Source organism: Cyanobacteria bacterium QS_8_64_29 (assembly GCA_003022125.1).
Classification (GTDB): domain Bacteria; phylum Cyanobacteriota; class Cyanobacteriia; order Cyanobacteriales; family Rubidibacteraceae; genus QS-8-64-29.
Map to the genome: position 1 here is coordinate 62,291 of PXQH01000042.1, position 13,425 is coordinate 75,715.

Below are 13,425 nucleotides of genomic sequence, written 5' to 3' on the forward strand. Positions count from 1 at the left end.
CGCGCCGCTAGACGTCGTAGTAGAGGGCGAACTCGTAGGGGTGGGGGCGCAGGCGCAGGGGATTGACTTCGTTGTCGAGCTTGTACTCGATCCAGTTGTCGATGAAGTCGTCAGTGAAGACGCCCGAGCGCGTCAAAAAGCCGCGATCCTGGCTCAGGCTCTCGAGGGCTGATTCCAATGAGGCGGGGGTGGAGGGAATCTTGTTGAGTTCCTCAGGACTGAGGTCGTAGATATCCACATCGAGCGGATCGCCGGGCTCGATTTCGTTTTTGATGCCGTCAATGCCAGCACACAGCATGGCAGCAAATGCTAGGTAAGGGTTGCAGGTGGCATCGGGGCAGCGGAACTCGAGCCGCTTGGCTTTGGGCTTGTCCCCGGTAATGGGAATGCGGATGGCCGCCGAGCGGTTCCCTTGCGAGTAAGCCAAGTTGACCGGCGCCTCAAAGCCTGGGACCAGCCGCTTGTAGGAGTTGGTCGTTGGGTTGGCAAAGGCCAGCAGCGCCGGCGCATGCTGCAGGATGCCGCCAATGTAGTGGCGGGCCGTTTTGCTGAGATTGGCATAGCCCCCTTCGCCCCAGAACAGCGGTTCGCCGTTTTTCCAGATGGACTGGTGGGTGTGCATGCCAGAGCCGTTGTCATTAAAGATGGGCTTGGGCATGAAAGTGGCCGTTTTGCCGTAACGCTTGGCGACGTTTTTGATGATGTATTTGTAGGTCATCAAATTGTCGGCCGTCTCCACCAGCGGGGCAAACTTAAAGCCCAGCTCGCCCTGGCCGCCGCTGGCGACTTCGTGGTGGTGCTTTTCCACAGGCACGCCGCACTCGGCCATGGTCAGCAGCATTTCGGTGCGGATGTCGTGCAGGCTGTCGGTAGGGGAGGTGGGGAAATAGCCTTCCTTGTAGCGCGGCTTGTAGCCCAGGTTGCCGCCTGCTTCTTCGCGCCCGGAGTTCCAGCGCCCTTCAATGCTGTCGACGCTGTAGAAGCATTCGTTTTCGCGCTGATCGAAGCGAACGTCATCGAAGATGAAAAACTCTGGCTCGGGGCCAAAGAAAGCGGCATCGCCAACGCCACTGTTTTGGAGGAACTCGACGGCTTGCTGGGCGATGGCACGCGGGTCGCGATCGTAATATTGGCCGGTGCGCGGCTCTTTAATGCTGCAGATCATGCTGAGCGTTTTCTCTTGCATGAACGGATCGATCCAAGCCGTTTTGGGATCGGGCACCATGGCCATATCCGATTCGTTGATATCTTTCCAGCCCCGAATGCTGGACCCATCGAATAGGATGCCGTCGGTAAACGAATCTTCCTCGAGCTGATCGTGATAGATCGTAAAGTGCTGCCAAATACCGGGCAGATCGATGAATTTGAGATCGATAATCTTGATACCTTCGTCCCGAATCATTTTCAGGACGTCTTGCGGCGTTTCGGGCATGGGTGGCTCCTTGCAGTCAGCTCGCTTGTACTGCGCCACATCCTATGGATAGGGCAATTCCACGTTTGTATCGCTTGTTACAGAACTATACATTCGGCAACCTGCGCCGCGCGAGTGCCATCAGGCGGCGCCGCTCGGCGGCACAGGGCCTCACTTGAAGGGCAAAGTTCGCGCCCGCCCAAGCGCCACGCGCAGCGGCTTTCCCTATAGGATCGGTGGCAGCAGTCGCAATACCAACGACATCCTGTAGCGAGGACCGACCCATGCGGGACGCAGTTACGAGCCTCATTTGGGACTACGACGTCACCGGCCGTTACTTCGATCAGGCTGCCATCGAGCGCCTCCAGGCTTACTTTCAATCCGGCACGGATCGCATTACGGCGGCATCGGCCATCAACGTGAATGCAGCCGAAATTGTCAAATCGGCTGCTTCCCAGCTGTTCGATGAGGTGCCCGAGCTCATCCGCCCCGGCGGCAACGCCTATACCACCCGCCGTTACTCGGCGTGCCTGCGGGATATGGACTACTACTTGCGCTATGCCAGCTACGCGCTAGTGGCCGGCGATCCCGACGTCCTCGACGAGCGCGTCCTCGAGGGGTTGCGCGAGACCTATAACTCGCTGGGCGTTCCCATTGCGCCCACCATCCAAGGCATCGACATCATGCGGCGTTCGGTCAAAGAGCGCGCCCAACAAGCCGGCGTGGAAAACACCTCCGTGGTGGACATGCCCTTCCAGCACCTGATCCGCACCCTGAGCGAAGAAGACGTCTGAGCGGGTCAGTCTCCAACCCTGGCGCAGGCACTCGCACCAGCCGGGAGCGAGAGCATGGCGAGCGTTCGGGTCCAGGGGCTGAGCTGCCGCTTTGAAGGAGCGGCCGCCGTCGAGGACATCACCTTCGAGGTGCCCGATGGCGAGCTGTGGGTGTTAGTAGGCCCCTCCGGTTGTGGCAAATCGACGATCCTACGCGCGATCGCGGGGCTGACGCCGATCGCTGCCGGCACGCTCGCCATCGGCGGCGAAGCGGTTAACGGCGTTCCGGCGCGGGCGCGCGATGTGGCCATGGTGTTCCAGAACTACGCGCTCTACCCGCACATGACAGTTGCCCAGAACCTGGGATTCGGCCTGCGCATGCGCGGCTGCGATCGCGCCACCCGGAACCGCCAGATCGATTGGGTCGCCCAGACGCTGGGCATCGGCCACCTGCTCCGGCGCAAGCCCGGCCAACTCTCGGGCGGCCAGCAGCAGCGCGTGGCGCTAGGCCGCGCGATCGCGCGGCGGCCGCGCGCCTTTTTGCTCGACGAGCCGCTCTCCAATCTGGACGCGCAGCTGCGCGATGAAACCCGCGCGGAACTCAAAACGCTGCACCGCCAGCTCGGTATTACCACCCTCTACGTCACCCACGACCAGCTTGAGGCCATGACGCTGGCGGATCGGCTGGTGGTCCTCGAGCGCGGTCGGATCCAGCAGCTCGGCACGCCCGAGGCCGTCTACGCGCGACCGGCCAATCGCACGGTGGCTGCCTTTTTGGGCAGCCCGCCCATGAATTTGCTGGCGGCCACCTACAGTCAGGGCAGCTTGCAGATCGGTGATCGCGGCATCCCGGTGCCGCCGGCTCTACAGCGGGCGCTAGCATCCTACGCCGGCCAGCGCCTGACCGTCGGCATTCGCCCCGAGCGCTTGCGACTGGCCGACGAAGCCGATCCGGCTGGCGATGGGGGCTTGGCAGGCTGGATTGAGGTTATCGAGCCGCTGGGTCGGGAGGTGCGGCTGCGCGTCCGACTGCCAGCCGAAGCGGGCGCGCTCGATCTGTTTGCGCCGGCCGGGTGGCAAGGTTACCCCGGCGATCACGTAAACCTCAGTTTCGATCCGGGGGAGCTGTTTGCCTTTGATGGCGCCACTGGCGCCCGCTGCTACCCGCCCGATCTTGGCTAGGCGCTCGCCCCATGCCCGCTGGCGCGCTATCGTTCCAGATACCCCCCCAATGAACGAATAACCATGAGCGAAACGGACTTCCACGAGACGCTGCATTGGACCCCCCAAGCCCGGGCTAAGCTCAAAAACGTCCCCTTTTTCGCTCGCGCGCAGGCTCGCAAGCGCATCGAGCAGCTAGCTCGGGCTAGCGAAGACGGAACAGTGACGGTCGAGCTGGTCGAGCGCGCTCGGGCCGAATCCGGTCAATAGTGGGGCTGCGCGCGCCATAATGGGAGGCGTTGAGCCAGCAGACCGCTGCTGAGGCGGCCTTGGAGCGGGCAAGCCACCCGGATGCTGAGTGCGATGTCGCCATCGTCGGCGGTGGCGTTGTTGGAGCAACGCTGGCAGCCGCGCTCGCCAATGCGGGCTTTGAGGTCGCCATTATTGAGGCGCGATCGCTGGCCCAGGCCCTGGCAGGGGCCCAAGCTTACGTCCTGTCGTATCTCTCCAGCTGCATCCTGCAAAACATCGGCATTTGGGAGCGGCTGCATCCCCAGATTGCCGCCTTTCGGTGCATTCACCTCAGCGACGCCCACCGCGCCAACAGCGTTCGCTTCCGGCCGCAGGATTTAGGGCGGCCCGCCGAGGCACTGGGGTACGTGGCCGAACACCGCCCCCTATTGGGCGAGCTGCAGGCAGCCCTCAAAGCCTCGCCGCGCGTGCAGTGGTGGGCGCCGGCGCGCGCCACTGCCATCTCGCGCGGGCAAGGCTCTGTCGGGTTGGAGCTAGCATGCGAGCGTGATCGCTACCGCTTGCGGGCGCGCTTGCTGGTTGGGGCGGATGGGGCGCGCTCGCGCATCCGCCAGCAAGCTGGCATCGGGACGTGGGGCTGGGCCTACTGGCAATCCTGCGTTGCCGCCATCGTGCAGCCCGAGCGCCCCCCGCACGGGACAGCCTTTGAGAGCTTTTGGCCCAGCGGCCCCATGGGAATGCTGCCGCTGCCGGGCAACCGCTACCAAGTCATCTGGACGGCGCCGCACCCCCAGGCCCGCGCCCTGCACGCGGCCAGCGCTCGCGCGTTTGCAGCAACGCTGGAGCAGCGAGCCGGCCGGACCCTGGGCCGTGTCTCGCTGGCGGGCGAGCGCGGGCTGTTTCCGCTGCAGCTGATGCAGAGCGAGCGTTACGCCGGCGATCGCGTGGCCCTGGTGGGCGACGCCGCGCACCGCTGCCATCCGGTCGGCGGCCAGGGCCTGAATCTGGGCATCCGCGATGCAGCGGCGCTGGCACAAGTCCTGCAGGGCGCCCGCCAAGCGGGGGATGACATCGGCGATCGCTCGGTGCTGGCGCGCTACGAGCGCTGGCGCCAGCGCGAGAACCGCACCATCCTGGGCGCCACCGACCTGCTCGATCGACTGTTTTCCAACGAGTGGCTGCCGGCTGTCGCTACGCGGCAACTGGGCCTGCAGGCGCTGCACCAGCTGGCCCCGGTCCGAGCGCAGGCGCTGCAGCTCATGGCCGGGCTCAACGGCGAGCTGCCGCAATTGGCCCGCTCACCCCATCCCTAGCTGTTGGGCTTGCTGGTAGACTTTGCCTTCGGTGAGCAAGGCGTGGGCAATGGCAACCTCCACCTGCTGCATGTCGCGCAAGTCTTTGGCCCCCAGGGTGCCCATGCTCGTCGCGATCGCGCCGTGCAGGTTGTGCGTGCCGTCATCGAGCTGCGCCGGCCCCACCAGAATGTGCGCTAGCGAGCCCGTGGTGCCCACGCGCACGCGCGTCCCGCGCGGCAAGACCGGGCTGGGCGTGGCCATGCCCCAGTGAAAGCCTTGACCGGGGGCCTCGGCGGCCCGCGCCAAGGGCGAGCCGATCATGACCGCGTCCGCGCCGCAGGCAAGGCACTTGGCGATGTCGCCGCCAGTCACCAACCCGCCATCGGCCAGCACAGTGACCTGATTGCCCGTTTCGCGGTAGTGGTCTTCGCGGGCGGCCGCGCAGTCGGCGATCGCGGTTGCTTGCGGCACGCCCACCCCCAACACGCCGCGCGAAGTGCAAGCGGCACCCGGCCCGATGCCCACCGCAATGCCGGCAGCACCGGCTTGCATGAGCTCACGCGCGACCTCGTAGGTGACGCAGTTGCCCACTACCACCGGCATGGGCATTTGCTGGCAAAAGGCGGCCAGATCGAGCGGCTCCACCGCTTCCGCCGCCAAGTGGGCGGTCGAGACTACCGTTGCTTGGACGAAGGTCAGATCGGCGCCGGCCCGCGCAATGGTCTCACCGAACCGGATTGCCCCAGCGGGAGTTACGCTCACGGCAGCTAAACCGCCTGCCGCTTTAATCTCGGCAATGCGGCGCTCGATCAGCTCGGGCATCACAGGCTGCGCGTACAGCTCCTGCATGAGCCCGACGAACTCTGAGTTATCGACCGAGGCGATGCGCGCCAGGACTGCCTCAGGTTGCTCGTAGCGCGTTTGGACGCCCTCTAGGTTGAGCACGCCCAGGGCCCCATGCTGCGACAGCAGAGTCGCCATGCGCCCATCAACTACGCTATCCATTGCGCTGGCAACAATGGGAATTTGGCGCTCGAGCTCGCCAACCTGCCAGCGCGTGTCGGCCAGGCTGGCATCGAGCGTGCGCCTGCCCGGCACCAGCGCGATCTCATCGATGCCGTAGGCGCGGCGCGCCTGCTTGCCGCGACCGATTGCAATGCCCTCGCCTGCGTTCATAGCAATGCCCTGCCGCGGCCCATGTCCGTCAAACCGTGCGCTCGGCCCTCAAGCGGCTATCCCTGCCCGTCGGGCCAGCCGGCAGCTGCAGGCAGGAGACGCACGCTCGCAGCGTTCGATTAGCATACCAAACGGCCGAGGTTACTAGCCAGGCCGTTGCGCTCCTGGAACCGGGAACCTCAGGCGGGATAGATGCGCAAGCGCCGGTGGGGATCGTCGCCGTAGCTATCGGAGGAGAGCCGGTAGTGCTCGGCAAGCTCGTGCTGCATGCGGCGGATCTTGGCCGAGCGCGGCAGCAACTCCACCGGCTGTCCCTTGGGCAGGACGATCTGCTCCACTGCCAAGCGGGCTTCTTCTAGGGCTTCGATCTCATCGTCACTGCCGCTTTGCGAAAATAAGCGCAAATCGGTGGACTCGGGCACTTGGGCGTCATCGGCATGGGTCAATCGCCGCAGCGCCCGCGCAATCTGCGAGCTGGAGTTGGATTTGACCGTATAGATGGGCAAATCCCGATTTTTGGCAATTTGGCGGATCTTGGCGTGGTTTTTGACCTGCGATCGCAGCGCCAAGATGGCATCGGCACTGCCGGCATCTTTAGTTAGCACCACCGGCAGCTCCAGCACCTCCAGCACGCGCTCGATTTGATTGCGGCTGATGCTGTAGGGATAAACGCAAACCGACGTATCTTCCCCGTTGGGACCGGCAGCGGGCTCCCGCTCGCCAACGGCAGCAGGGTCCGATTGGGCCAGCAGCTGTTCGAAATCGGGGCGGCTGGGCGTGCCTGCCTGGGGCACCGGTTGCATGCGACCTGTCGCCCGCAGGCCCGTGGGCCGCTCGGGGACGGGGTCGCTTTTGGGATCGCCCCCGAACGGGGTCTGGGATTGTTGCGGCAGCTCGCGCGTAATGACGGGGTGGCCGCGCTCGTTGAGGGCTCGCACTTGCGGCTCGGGGTCCCGGCCGCGCAGCAGCCGATCAACGGTGTCAGCAACGTCTTGGTGGACGACCCAACGCTGCCGCTCTAGCATCTCGATGGCGATCTCGAAGGTCGGGGGCGCTTTGCGCTCGAGGACGGCTTTTTGCGAGCCGCGCCGCTTGGACTCCTCATCGCTGAGCGTGACGGATTCGATCCCGCCGATCAAATCCGAGAGCGTGGGGTTTTTGATCAGGTTCTCCAGGTGGTTGCCGTGGGCGGTGCCCACCAGCTGGACGCCGCGCTCGGCGATGGTTCGGGCCGCTAGCGCTTCCGGCTCGGTCCCGATCTCGTCGATGACGATGACCTCAGGCATGTGATTTTCCACCGCCTCGATCATGACCTGGTGCTGCTGCTCGGGGCGCGGGACCTGCATCCGCCGGGCGCGGCCGATGGCGGGATGGGGGATGTCGCCATCGCCGGCGATTTCGTTGGAGGTGTCGATGATGACCACGCGCTTGCCCAGATCGTCGGCCAAAACGCGCGCGATCTCGCGCAAGGCGGTGGTTTTGCCCACGCCCGGGCGCCCCAGCATCAGCAGCGAGCGGCCCGTCTCGACCAGATCGCGGATGGTGGCGATGGTGCCGAACACCGCCCGACCGATCCGGCACGTTAGCCCCACAATCTCCCCCGAACGATTGCGAATGGCGCTGATGCGGTGGAGCGTGCGCTCGATGCCGGCCCGGTTGTCGCCGGTGAACATGCCCACGCGATCGCTGCAGTACTGCAAGTCGGCCTGCGAGACGGGGGCCTCGCTCAAAGCCTCGACCTCGCCGCCCTCAAAGCGAGCCTCGGGCGGGCGCCCCAGATCCATGACCACCTCGATTAGGCGATCACGGGCACTGTGCTGCCGCAGCTGAGCTTGCAGCTGCGGCGGCAGGCTATCGAGCAAGGCATCGAGATCGTCGGTAACCTCGACCTCCCGAGCCTCCTCGCTCCCCGATGGACGCGATTCGCTAGCGGCAGCGTTGCGCTCGTTGGACTCAACCATAACTAGTAGCCAGCAGCGGGACTCGCCATGGGCCGAGCGCGCGCCCGGAGCGCTCAGCCCGCCGAAGCGGCTGCCAGCTCAGCCGGCAGGCGCTCGGGGGGCAAAACGGCTGCTTTGAGCTGCGACACCAATGCTTGGGCCTGCGCGACGGCTCGCTCGCACAGTTGCGGGCACTGCTCGAGCTGCACATAAGGGCGGTTGGCATCAAGGTTGCGCTGGTTGAGGGCCTCGAGTTCTGCCAGCACGGGCGATAGAAGCGAGCGCGCGTAACTGCCGTAGGCAATGCCAGCAGCTGGCGGTAGCGAGTTCCCCTGGGATCCGCTCAACAACCCTGCTTCGGCTAATTTGGTAACGGTGTGCTGGTTCGTTCCGCCTGCCAGCTGAACGTAGCCAGGCAGCGAGCCGGCCAGCACCTTGCGGGCTAGCTTGAGCGAGGCACGCGCCGTTCCCACCCCAATATCGCCACTCATGGGGCGCCCGTCTGTTTGCCAAATTAGCGCATGCGGCGCCGGCAGCACCATCCGGGCCAGCGATCGCAGATAGTCAAGCAGCTGCGGGCCATCGGGGCAGCTGATGGCGAGCAGCTTGAGGCAGTGGCGGTAGGGCTCGAGGGCCGACAGCAGCGCTCGAAACTCGCGCTCTCGGCCCACCTGGGTATGGATTTCGATCGCGTCGATCTCGCCGCTGGCCAGCTGCGGGCTCAGCGCTTGCGGCGTTACTTGATACGAGCGCGTTTGGATGAGCTGGCTCGGACAGACGGGCAGGCAGCGACCGCAGCCGTAGCAGCGCTGCGCGATGACGCCGGCGCTGCCATGGGCTTGTGCCTGGAAGGTGATGGCCTCGGCCGGGCAGGCCGCAATGCAGGGCTGCGGGCAGGCAGGTGGGCAAGCCGTGACATCGAACTCGGCTTTGCGAAAGTGGGGATCGTCGCCGTCGTTGAGGCTGACCATGAGCCAAGGTCGCGGCTGACCGGTTGGTGCTAGCCGCTGGGCGGCTTGCACCCCTTCGCGGGCTGCCGCAATCGCCGCCGGATCGGCGGCGACATCGATGCAGTCAGCACCGGCCAGCGCGTACGCCAGGCTCAAGCTGCGAACGGCCGGCTGGTGCTGGTAGCTGGCGCCGCAGATGAGCTTGAACCAGTGTCCTTGTTGCAGAGCCTGCAGCGGTTGGGGTCGTTCGGTCACGCCTAGAGGAGCGGAACAGCGCCGCTGGCAGGAGAGGGTTGCTTTTAGTCTGCCAAACGTCGGGGGCGGTGTCAGGGATGGGGCTAGCTCGCCGGGGCAGCGAGCTGCTCGCGCAGCGGCACCCAGCGAAAAGCGCGATCGCCGCCAATTTCGACCACAACTCGAACGCGGGGCTCCCGTTGCGGCAGCTTGCAGAGGTAGTCCCATTCCAGCCGCGACAGAATGAAACCCTCGATCAGCCACAGCAGCAGTCCTTTGCTGTTAGCGGGCAGGGCATCCAGCTGCGTTTGCACGATGGGCGGAACGTAGTAAATATCGCCCACTGCAGCCTCGCGGCCGATGTTCTTTTTGCCCAGAAAGGGCGGACGGACGCCGTGGGTGTCGGTTAAGTAGCTGGGTAAATCGCCCAAGCTCTTAGCGCTCAGGTGCAGGCTGTGGTAGCCGGCGGCGCGCAGGCGCCGCTGGTAGCGTCCCTCATAACCGCCCTCGAGGGGCGTATAAACCCCCAAGGTTCCTTCGCGCTCGAGGTCCCGCAGGAACGCTTTCCCCGCTGTCAGTAGTGGCATGGCCTTACAAACCGCTAAACCGCTTGCGGCCCGATTGTAATTGGGCGCCGGTATCGTCCAACAGCCATTGCACCGAACGGGGGCGAGCGCTATAATGGCTTCTCGCCGTTCAGAGCCGAGAGGGCTTTGAGCCCGGGTTGCGCTAGCGGCCTTCCCGTCGCAACCGGGGCAGTAGCGGCCGCCGTTGCTTGAGTGCTGCGGGCTGCCCGAGCGAAACGCAGTCTTGATGGCTGGAGCGCCGGGGACCCCAGGCATGAGGGCCCACCCCAGCCAGCTCCGGTCGGGCAATCGCATCGGCCACTGCCGCCGGCCTCGGGCCGGCAAGCGCCAGCGACGGTTGACAGCAGTCGGTAAGGCGGCTGCAGCGGCTCGGGCAGGCCGCATTAGCCAGGCCCGTTCCCTATCAGGTGATCGGGTTCGTATCGAGCGAGAGGATTGCCGCATGTCTGTGGGGCTTTTGGGCGAAAAACTCGGCATGACCCAAATTTTCGAATCAGAGCAGGGAACGGCCATCCCCGTAACCGCCATTCAGGCCGGGCCCTGTACGGTGACCCAAATCAAAACCGAGGCCAGCGATGGCTACAACGCCATTCAGCTGGGCTACGGCGAGACCAAGCCCAAGGCATTGACCCGGCCCGAGAGCGGTCACCTGCAAAAGTCGGGGGCACCGCCGCTGCGCCATCTGAAAGAGTATCGGACTGCGCAGGCCGAGGGGTTTGAGCTGGGCCAGCAGCTCACGGCCGAGCGCTTCGAGGCGGGCCAAACCGTTGATGTTAAAGGCATCAGTATCGGGCGCGGCTTTGCCGGTTACCAGAAGCGGCACAATTTCAGCCGCGGCTCCAAAACCCACGGCTCCAAAAACTACCGGCATCCGGGCGCCATCGGACCGGGGTCTACTCCCGGACGCGTTTATCCGGGCTCGCGCATGGCGGGCCGCATGGGGGGCAAACCCGTCACCGTGCGCAAGCTCAAAATCGTGCGCGTGGACCCGGAGCGCAACCTGCTGTTAGTCAAAGGCGCGGTACCGGGCAAGCTCGGGGGCGTGCTCAGCATTGCGCCCAGCAACATTGTCGGCGGCGTTAGCGCCGACGCATAGCTAAGGCAACGGTGCAGTCATGGTCGATTGTGCGGTCAAAAATTGGGAGGGAGAAGCCGTCGGGACAGCCTCGCTCGAGCTGAAGGTGGCTCCAGCCGGAACGGCTTCGCACATCGTCCACCGGGCGCTGGTCCGGCAGCGCACCAACGCTCGCCAGGGCACGGCCTCGGCCAAAACCCGCTCTGAAGTCCGGGGCGGCGGCCGCAAGCCCTGGCGGCAGAAAGGAACGGGGCGTGCGCGCGCCGGCTCGATGCGATCGCCGCTGCGCAAAGGTGGCGGGGTCATCTTTCCGCCCAAGCCGCGGAATTTTGCGCTCAAAATGAATCGCAAGGAGCTGCGGCTGGCGCTGCGGACGGCCCTGCAGAGCCGCAGCGACGAGCTGACGGTCGTCCAAGACTTTAGCGAGCAGCTGCCGCAACCCAAGACCCAAACCTTGGTTGCGGCCCTCCAGCGCTGGGGCCTGGATCCCCAGGCCAAAATCTTGATGCTGCTGCCCCAGATCCCGCAGCCGCTTTATCTATCGGCGCGCAACGTCCCCAACCTCAAACTGCTGCGGGCCGATGCCCTCAATGTCTACGACCTGCTCGATGCCGACAGCCTCGTGGCCACCCCCGAAGCGCTGGCAACGATTCAGGAGGTCTATCAATGACCGAATCCGATGCCCGCAACCTCATCGACCTGGTGCGGCAGCCCATCGTGACCGAAAAAGCGATGCTGCAGCTCGAGGACAACAAGTACGTCTTCGATGTCGCTCGCTCGGCAACCAAGCCCCAGATTCGGGCAGCGATCGAGCGCTTGTTCGCTGTCTCGGTCATTAAGGTCAATACGCAGCGCCCGCCGCGCAAAAAACGCCGGGTGGGTCGCTACGCCGGCTACAAGCCGCAGTACAAGCGCGCAATCGTCACCTTGGCTGCCGGCGACGCCATCCAGCTCTTTCCCGAGGTTTGACCCCGCTTGCCGCCGTTTGTTGGAAGCACCGTTATGGGTACTCGCTCCTATCGCCCCCACACCCCCGGCACCCGCCACGCGGTCGTCCCCGACTTTGCCGAGATCGAGCGCAAAAAGCCGGAGAAATCGCTCACCAAGTACAAGCACCGCCGCCAGGGGCGCAACAACCGCGGCGTCATCACCAGCCGCCGCCGCGGCAGCGGCCACAAGCGCCGCTACCGCTACATCGACTTTCGGCGCGACAAGCACGACATCCCCGGCACCATCCAAGCGATCGAGTACGACCCCAACCGCAACGCCCGCATTGCGCTGGTGGTGTATCGGGATGGCGACAAGCGCTACATCTTGGCGCCGGCCGGGGTCCAGGTGGGCCGCACCATCATGGCCGGCCCCCAAGCACCGCTCGAGGATGGCAACGCCCTGCCGCTGAGCCAAATCCCCATGGGGACCGACGTTCACAACGTCGAGCTCTACCCTGGTCGGGGCGGACAGATGGTGCGCGCCGCTGGGGCGGCAGCGCGCGTCGTTGCCAAAGAGGGCGACTACGTTACCCTCGATCTGCCCTCGCGCGAGATGCGCATGGTGCGCCAGGAGTGCTGCGCCACGCTCGGGCGCGTGGGCAACATCGAGCACCGCAACCTCAACCGCGGCCAAGCCGGGCGATCGCGGCATCTGGGGCGGCGTCCGGTCGTGCGCGGTAGCGTCATGAATCCGGTCGACCACCCCCACGGTGGTGGGGAAGGTCGGGCCCCCATCGGGCGCGAACATCCGGTTACCCCTTGGGGCAAGCCCACTGTGGGCTCCAAAACCCGCAAAAAGAAACCCAGCGATGCGCTCATCGTGCGCCGCCGGCGCGGGCGGCGGCGCGGCTAGCGCCCAAACGCTTGCGCCCTTGCAGTTACTGCGCGATTTGCCATGCCTCGTTCGCTCAAAAAAGGACCCTTCGTTGACGACGGCCTGCTGACCAAAATCGAGCGGCTCAACGCCAACGAACAGCAGCAAGTCATCAAGACCTGGTCGCGGGCCTCGACCGTGCTGCCGCAGATGGTGGGGCATACCATCGCGGTTCACAACGGCCGCCAGCACGTCCCCATCTTCATCACCGATCAGATGGTGGGGCACAAGCTGGGCGAGTTCGCCCCCACCCGCACGTTCCGCGGCCACGCCAAAGACGATCGCAAAGGGCGCCGCTAGGGCGACCCCACTTAGGAGACAGCCATGGCGGCAGAGACGGCAACGGAAGTCAAAGCGACCGCACGCTACATCCGCATGTCCCCCCACAAGGTCAGGCGCGTTCTGGACCAGATCCGCGGTCGCTCCTACCGCGAGTCGCTGATCGTGTTGGAGTTCATGCCCTATCGGGCCTGCGATCCGGTGCTGAAAGTGCTGCGCTCGGCAGCGGCCAATGCCGAGCACAATGCGGGCTGGGATCGGGCCCAGCTGACCGTCACCCAGGCTTACGCCAACGAAGGGCCCATCCTCAAGCGCTATCGCCCCCGGGCGCAGGGGCGCGCCTACCAAATCAAAAAGCCCACCTGCCACATCACAGTGGCACTCGCCCAACCTGAAGGCAGCACCTGAAGCGGCATCCCGGACGACGCG

15 protein-coding genes are annotated in these 13,425 nt (G+C 65.2%); 10 read left to right on the plus strand and 5 right to left on the minus strand.

Annotated elements, in window-relative coordinates; genetic code table 11:
* Positions 1 to 7: 7 nt before the first annotated feature.
* Positions 8 to 1,432 (minus strand): type I glutamate--ammonia ligase, encoded by a 1,425-nt coding sequence (glnA, locus tag BRC58_07095; GenBank protein ID PSP17170.1) that lies wholly within the window; start codon positions 1,430 to 1,432, stop codon positions 8 to 10.
* 263 nt (positions 1,433 to 1,695) lie between these two features.
* On the opposite strand from glnA, the gene apcB reads away from it, so the two are divergent.
* The 4 genes from apcB (at position 1,696) to BRC58_07115 (ending at position 4,910) form a co-directional block, all read left to right on the plus strand.
* Positions 1,696 to 2,205, plus strand: a complete 510-nt coding sequence (apcB, locus tag BRC58_07100; protein ID PSP17171.1) for an allophycocyanin subunit beta — start codon at positions 1,696 to 1,698, stop codon at positions 2,203 to 2,205.
* Positions 2,206 to 2,259: 54 nt separating this feature from the next.
* Positions 2,260 to 3,366 carry a sugar ABC transporter ATP-binding protein gene (locus BRC58_07105; protein ID PSP17172.1) on the plus strand — a complete coding sequence of 369 codons (1,107 nt, stop codon included), beginning with the start codon at positions 2,260 to 2,262 and terminating at the stop codon, positions 3,364 to 3,366.
* A 63-nt stretch (positions 3,367 to 3,429) separates the two neighbouring features.
* Positions 3,430 to 3,615, plus strand: a complete 186-nt coding sequence (locus BRC58_07110; protein PSP17173.1) for a protochlorophyllide oxidoreductase — start codon at positions 3,430 to 3,432, stop codon at positions 3,613 to 3,615.
* A 29-nt stretch (positions 3,616 to 3,644) separates the two neighbouring features.
* Positions 3,645 to 4,910, plus strand: coding sequence for a 2-octaprenyl-6-methoxyphenyl hydroxylase (locus BRC58_07115; protein PSP17174.1), 1,266 nt, complete (start codon positions 3,645 to 3,647; stop codon positions 4,908 to 4,910).
* Here the strand turns inward: BRC58_07115 and BRC58_07120 are convergent.
* From BRC58_07120 to BRC58_07135, 4 genes are all read right to left on the minus strand, one after another.
* A complete protein-coding gene (locus tag BRC58_07120) occupies positions 4,896 to 6,068 on the minus strand; it encodes a GuaB3 family IMP dehydrogenase-related protein (protein ID PSP17175.1) in 1,173 nt (390 codons plus the stop codon). The two genes, BRC58_07115 and BRC58_07120, sit on opposite strands and share 15 nt — an antisense overlap.
* A 179-nt stretch (positions 6,069 to 6,247) precedes the next feature.
* Positions 6,248 to 8,029 carry a single-stranded DNA-binding protein gene (locus tag BRC58_07125; GenBank protein PSP17176.1) on the minus strand — a complete coding sequence of 594 codons (1,782 nt, stop codon included), beginning with the start codon at positions 8,027 to 8,029 and terminating at the stop codon, positions 6,248 to 6,250.
* A gap of 53 nt (positions 8,030 to 8,082) precedes the next feature.
* Positions 8,083 to 9,213 (minus strand): 4Fe-4S ferredoxin, encoded by a 1,131-nt coding sequence (locus BRC58_07130; protein PSP17177.1) that lies wholly within the window; start codon positions 9,211 to 9,213, stop codon positions 8,083 to 8,085.
* A gap of 83 nt (positions 9,214 to 9,296) precedes the next feature.
* Positions 9,297 to 9,779 carry an NAD(P)H-quinone oxidoreductase gene (locus BRC58_07135; protein PSP17178.1) on the minus strand — a complete coding sequence of 161 codons (483 nt, stop codon included), beginning with the start codon at positions 9,777 to 9,779 and terminating at the stop codon, positions 9,297 to 9,299.
* A 442-nt stretch (positions 9,780 to 10,221) separates the two neighbouring features.
* Here BRC58_07135 and BRC58_07140 point away from each other — a divergent pair, with 442 nt between their 5' ends.
* Genes BRC58_07140 through BRC58_07165 form a run of 6 tightly spaced genes read left to right on the plus strand, consistent with a single transcriptional unit; the run spans position 10,222 to position 13,404 of the window.
* On the plus strand, positions 10,222 to 10,875 hold the full coding sequence (locus BRC58_07140; GenBank protein PSP17179.1) for a 50S ribosomal protein L3: 654 nt from the start codon (positions 10,222 to 10,224) through the stop codon (positions 10,873 to 10,875).
* Between the two features lie 19 nt (positions 10,876 to 10,894).
* Positions 10,895 to 11,524 (plus strand): 50S ribosomal protein L4, encoded by a 630-nt coding sequence (locus BRC58_07145; protein PSP17180.1) that lies wholly within the window; start codon positions 10,895 to 10,897, stop codon positions 11,522 to 11,524.
* A complete protein-coding gene (locus BRC58_07150) occupies positions 11,521 to 11,823 on the plus strand; it encodes a 50S ribosomal protein L23 (GenBank protein PSP17181.1) in 303 nt (100 codons plus the stop codon). The genes BRC58_07145 and BRC58_07150 overlap by 4 nt, the downstream gene beginning before the upstream one ends.
* Positions 11,824 to 11,856: 33 nt before the next feature.
* The gene (gene rplB / locus BRC58_07155) at positions 11,857 to 12,696 is read left to right on the plus strand and encodes a 50S ribosomal protein L2 (protein ID PSP17182.1); all 840 of its coding nucleotides are present in this window, start codon (positions 11,857 to 11,859) and stop codon (positions 12,694 to 12,696) included.
* 42 nt (positions 12,697 to 12,738) lie between these two features.
* On the plus strand, positions 12,739 to 13,017 hold the full coding sequence (locus tag BRC58_07160) for a 30S ribosomal protein S19 (GenBank protein PSP17183.1): 279 nt from the start codon (positions 12,739 to 12,741) through the stop codon (positions 13,015 to 13,017).
* 24 nt (positions 13,018 to 13,041) lie between these two features.
* Positions 13,042 to 13,404: a 50S ribosomal protein L22 gene (locus tag BRC58_07165; GenBank protein ID PSP17184.1), complete on the plus strand. Its 363-nt coding sequence runs from the start codon at positions 13,042 to 13,044 to the stop codon at positions 13,402 to 13,404.
* Positions 13,405 to 13,425 lie beyond the last annotated feature (21 nt).

Bases quoted from the DNA above. Each gene is read 5' to 3' on its own strand.
- glnA (PSP17170.1), bottom strand. From the start codon at position 1,432: ATGCCCGAAACGCCGCAAGACGTCCTGAAAATGATTCGGGACGAAGGT.
- BRC58_07160 (PSP17183.1), top strand. From the start codon at position 12,739: ATGCCTCGTTCGCTCAAAAAAGGACCCTTCGTTGACGACGGCCTGCTG.
- BRC58_07140 (PSP17179.1), top strand. From the start codon at position 10,222: ATGTCTGTGGGGCTTTTGGGCGAAAAACTCGGCATGACCCAAATTTTC.
- BRC58_07110 (PSP17173.1), top strand. From the start codon at position 3,430: ATGAGCGAAACGGACTTCCACGAGACGCTGCATTGGACCCCCCAAGCC.
- rplB (PSP17182.1), top strand. From the start codon at position 11,857: ATGGGTACTCGCTCCTATCGCCCCCACACCCCCGGCACCCGCCACGCG.
- BRC58_07105 (PSP17172.1), top strand. From the start codon at position 2,260: ATGGCGAGCGTTCGGGTCCAGGGGCTGAGCTGCCGCTTTGAAGGAGCG.
- apcB (PSP17171.1), top strand. From the start codon at position 1,696: ATGCGGGACGCAGTTACGAGCCTCATTTGGGACTACGACGTCACCGGC.
- BRC58_07120 (PSP17175.1), bottom strand. From the start codon at position 6,068: ATGAACGCAGGCGAGGGCATTGCAATCGGTCGCGGCAAGCAGGCGCGC.
- BRC58_07150 (PSP17181.1), top strand. From the start codon at position 11,521: ATGACCGAATCCGATGCCCGCAACCTCATCGACCTGGTGCGGCAGCCC.
- BRC58_07125 (PSP17176.1), bottom strand. From the start codon at position 8,029: ATGGTTGAGTCCAACGAGCGCAACGCTGCCGCTAGCGAATCGCGTCCA.
- BRC58_07135 (PSP17178.1), bottom strand. From the start codon at position 9,779: ATGCCACTACTGACAGCGGGGAAAGCGTTCCTGCGGGACCTCGAGCGC.
- BRC58_07165 (PSP17184.1), top strand. From the start codon at position 13,042: ATGGCGGCAGAGACGGCAACGGAAGTCAAAGCGACCGCACGCTACATC.
- BRC58_07145 (PSP17180.1), top strand. From the start codon at position 10,895: ATGGTCGATTGTGCGGTCAAAAATTGGGAGGGAGAAGCCGTCGGGACA.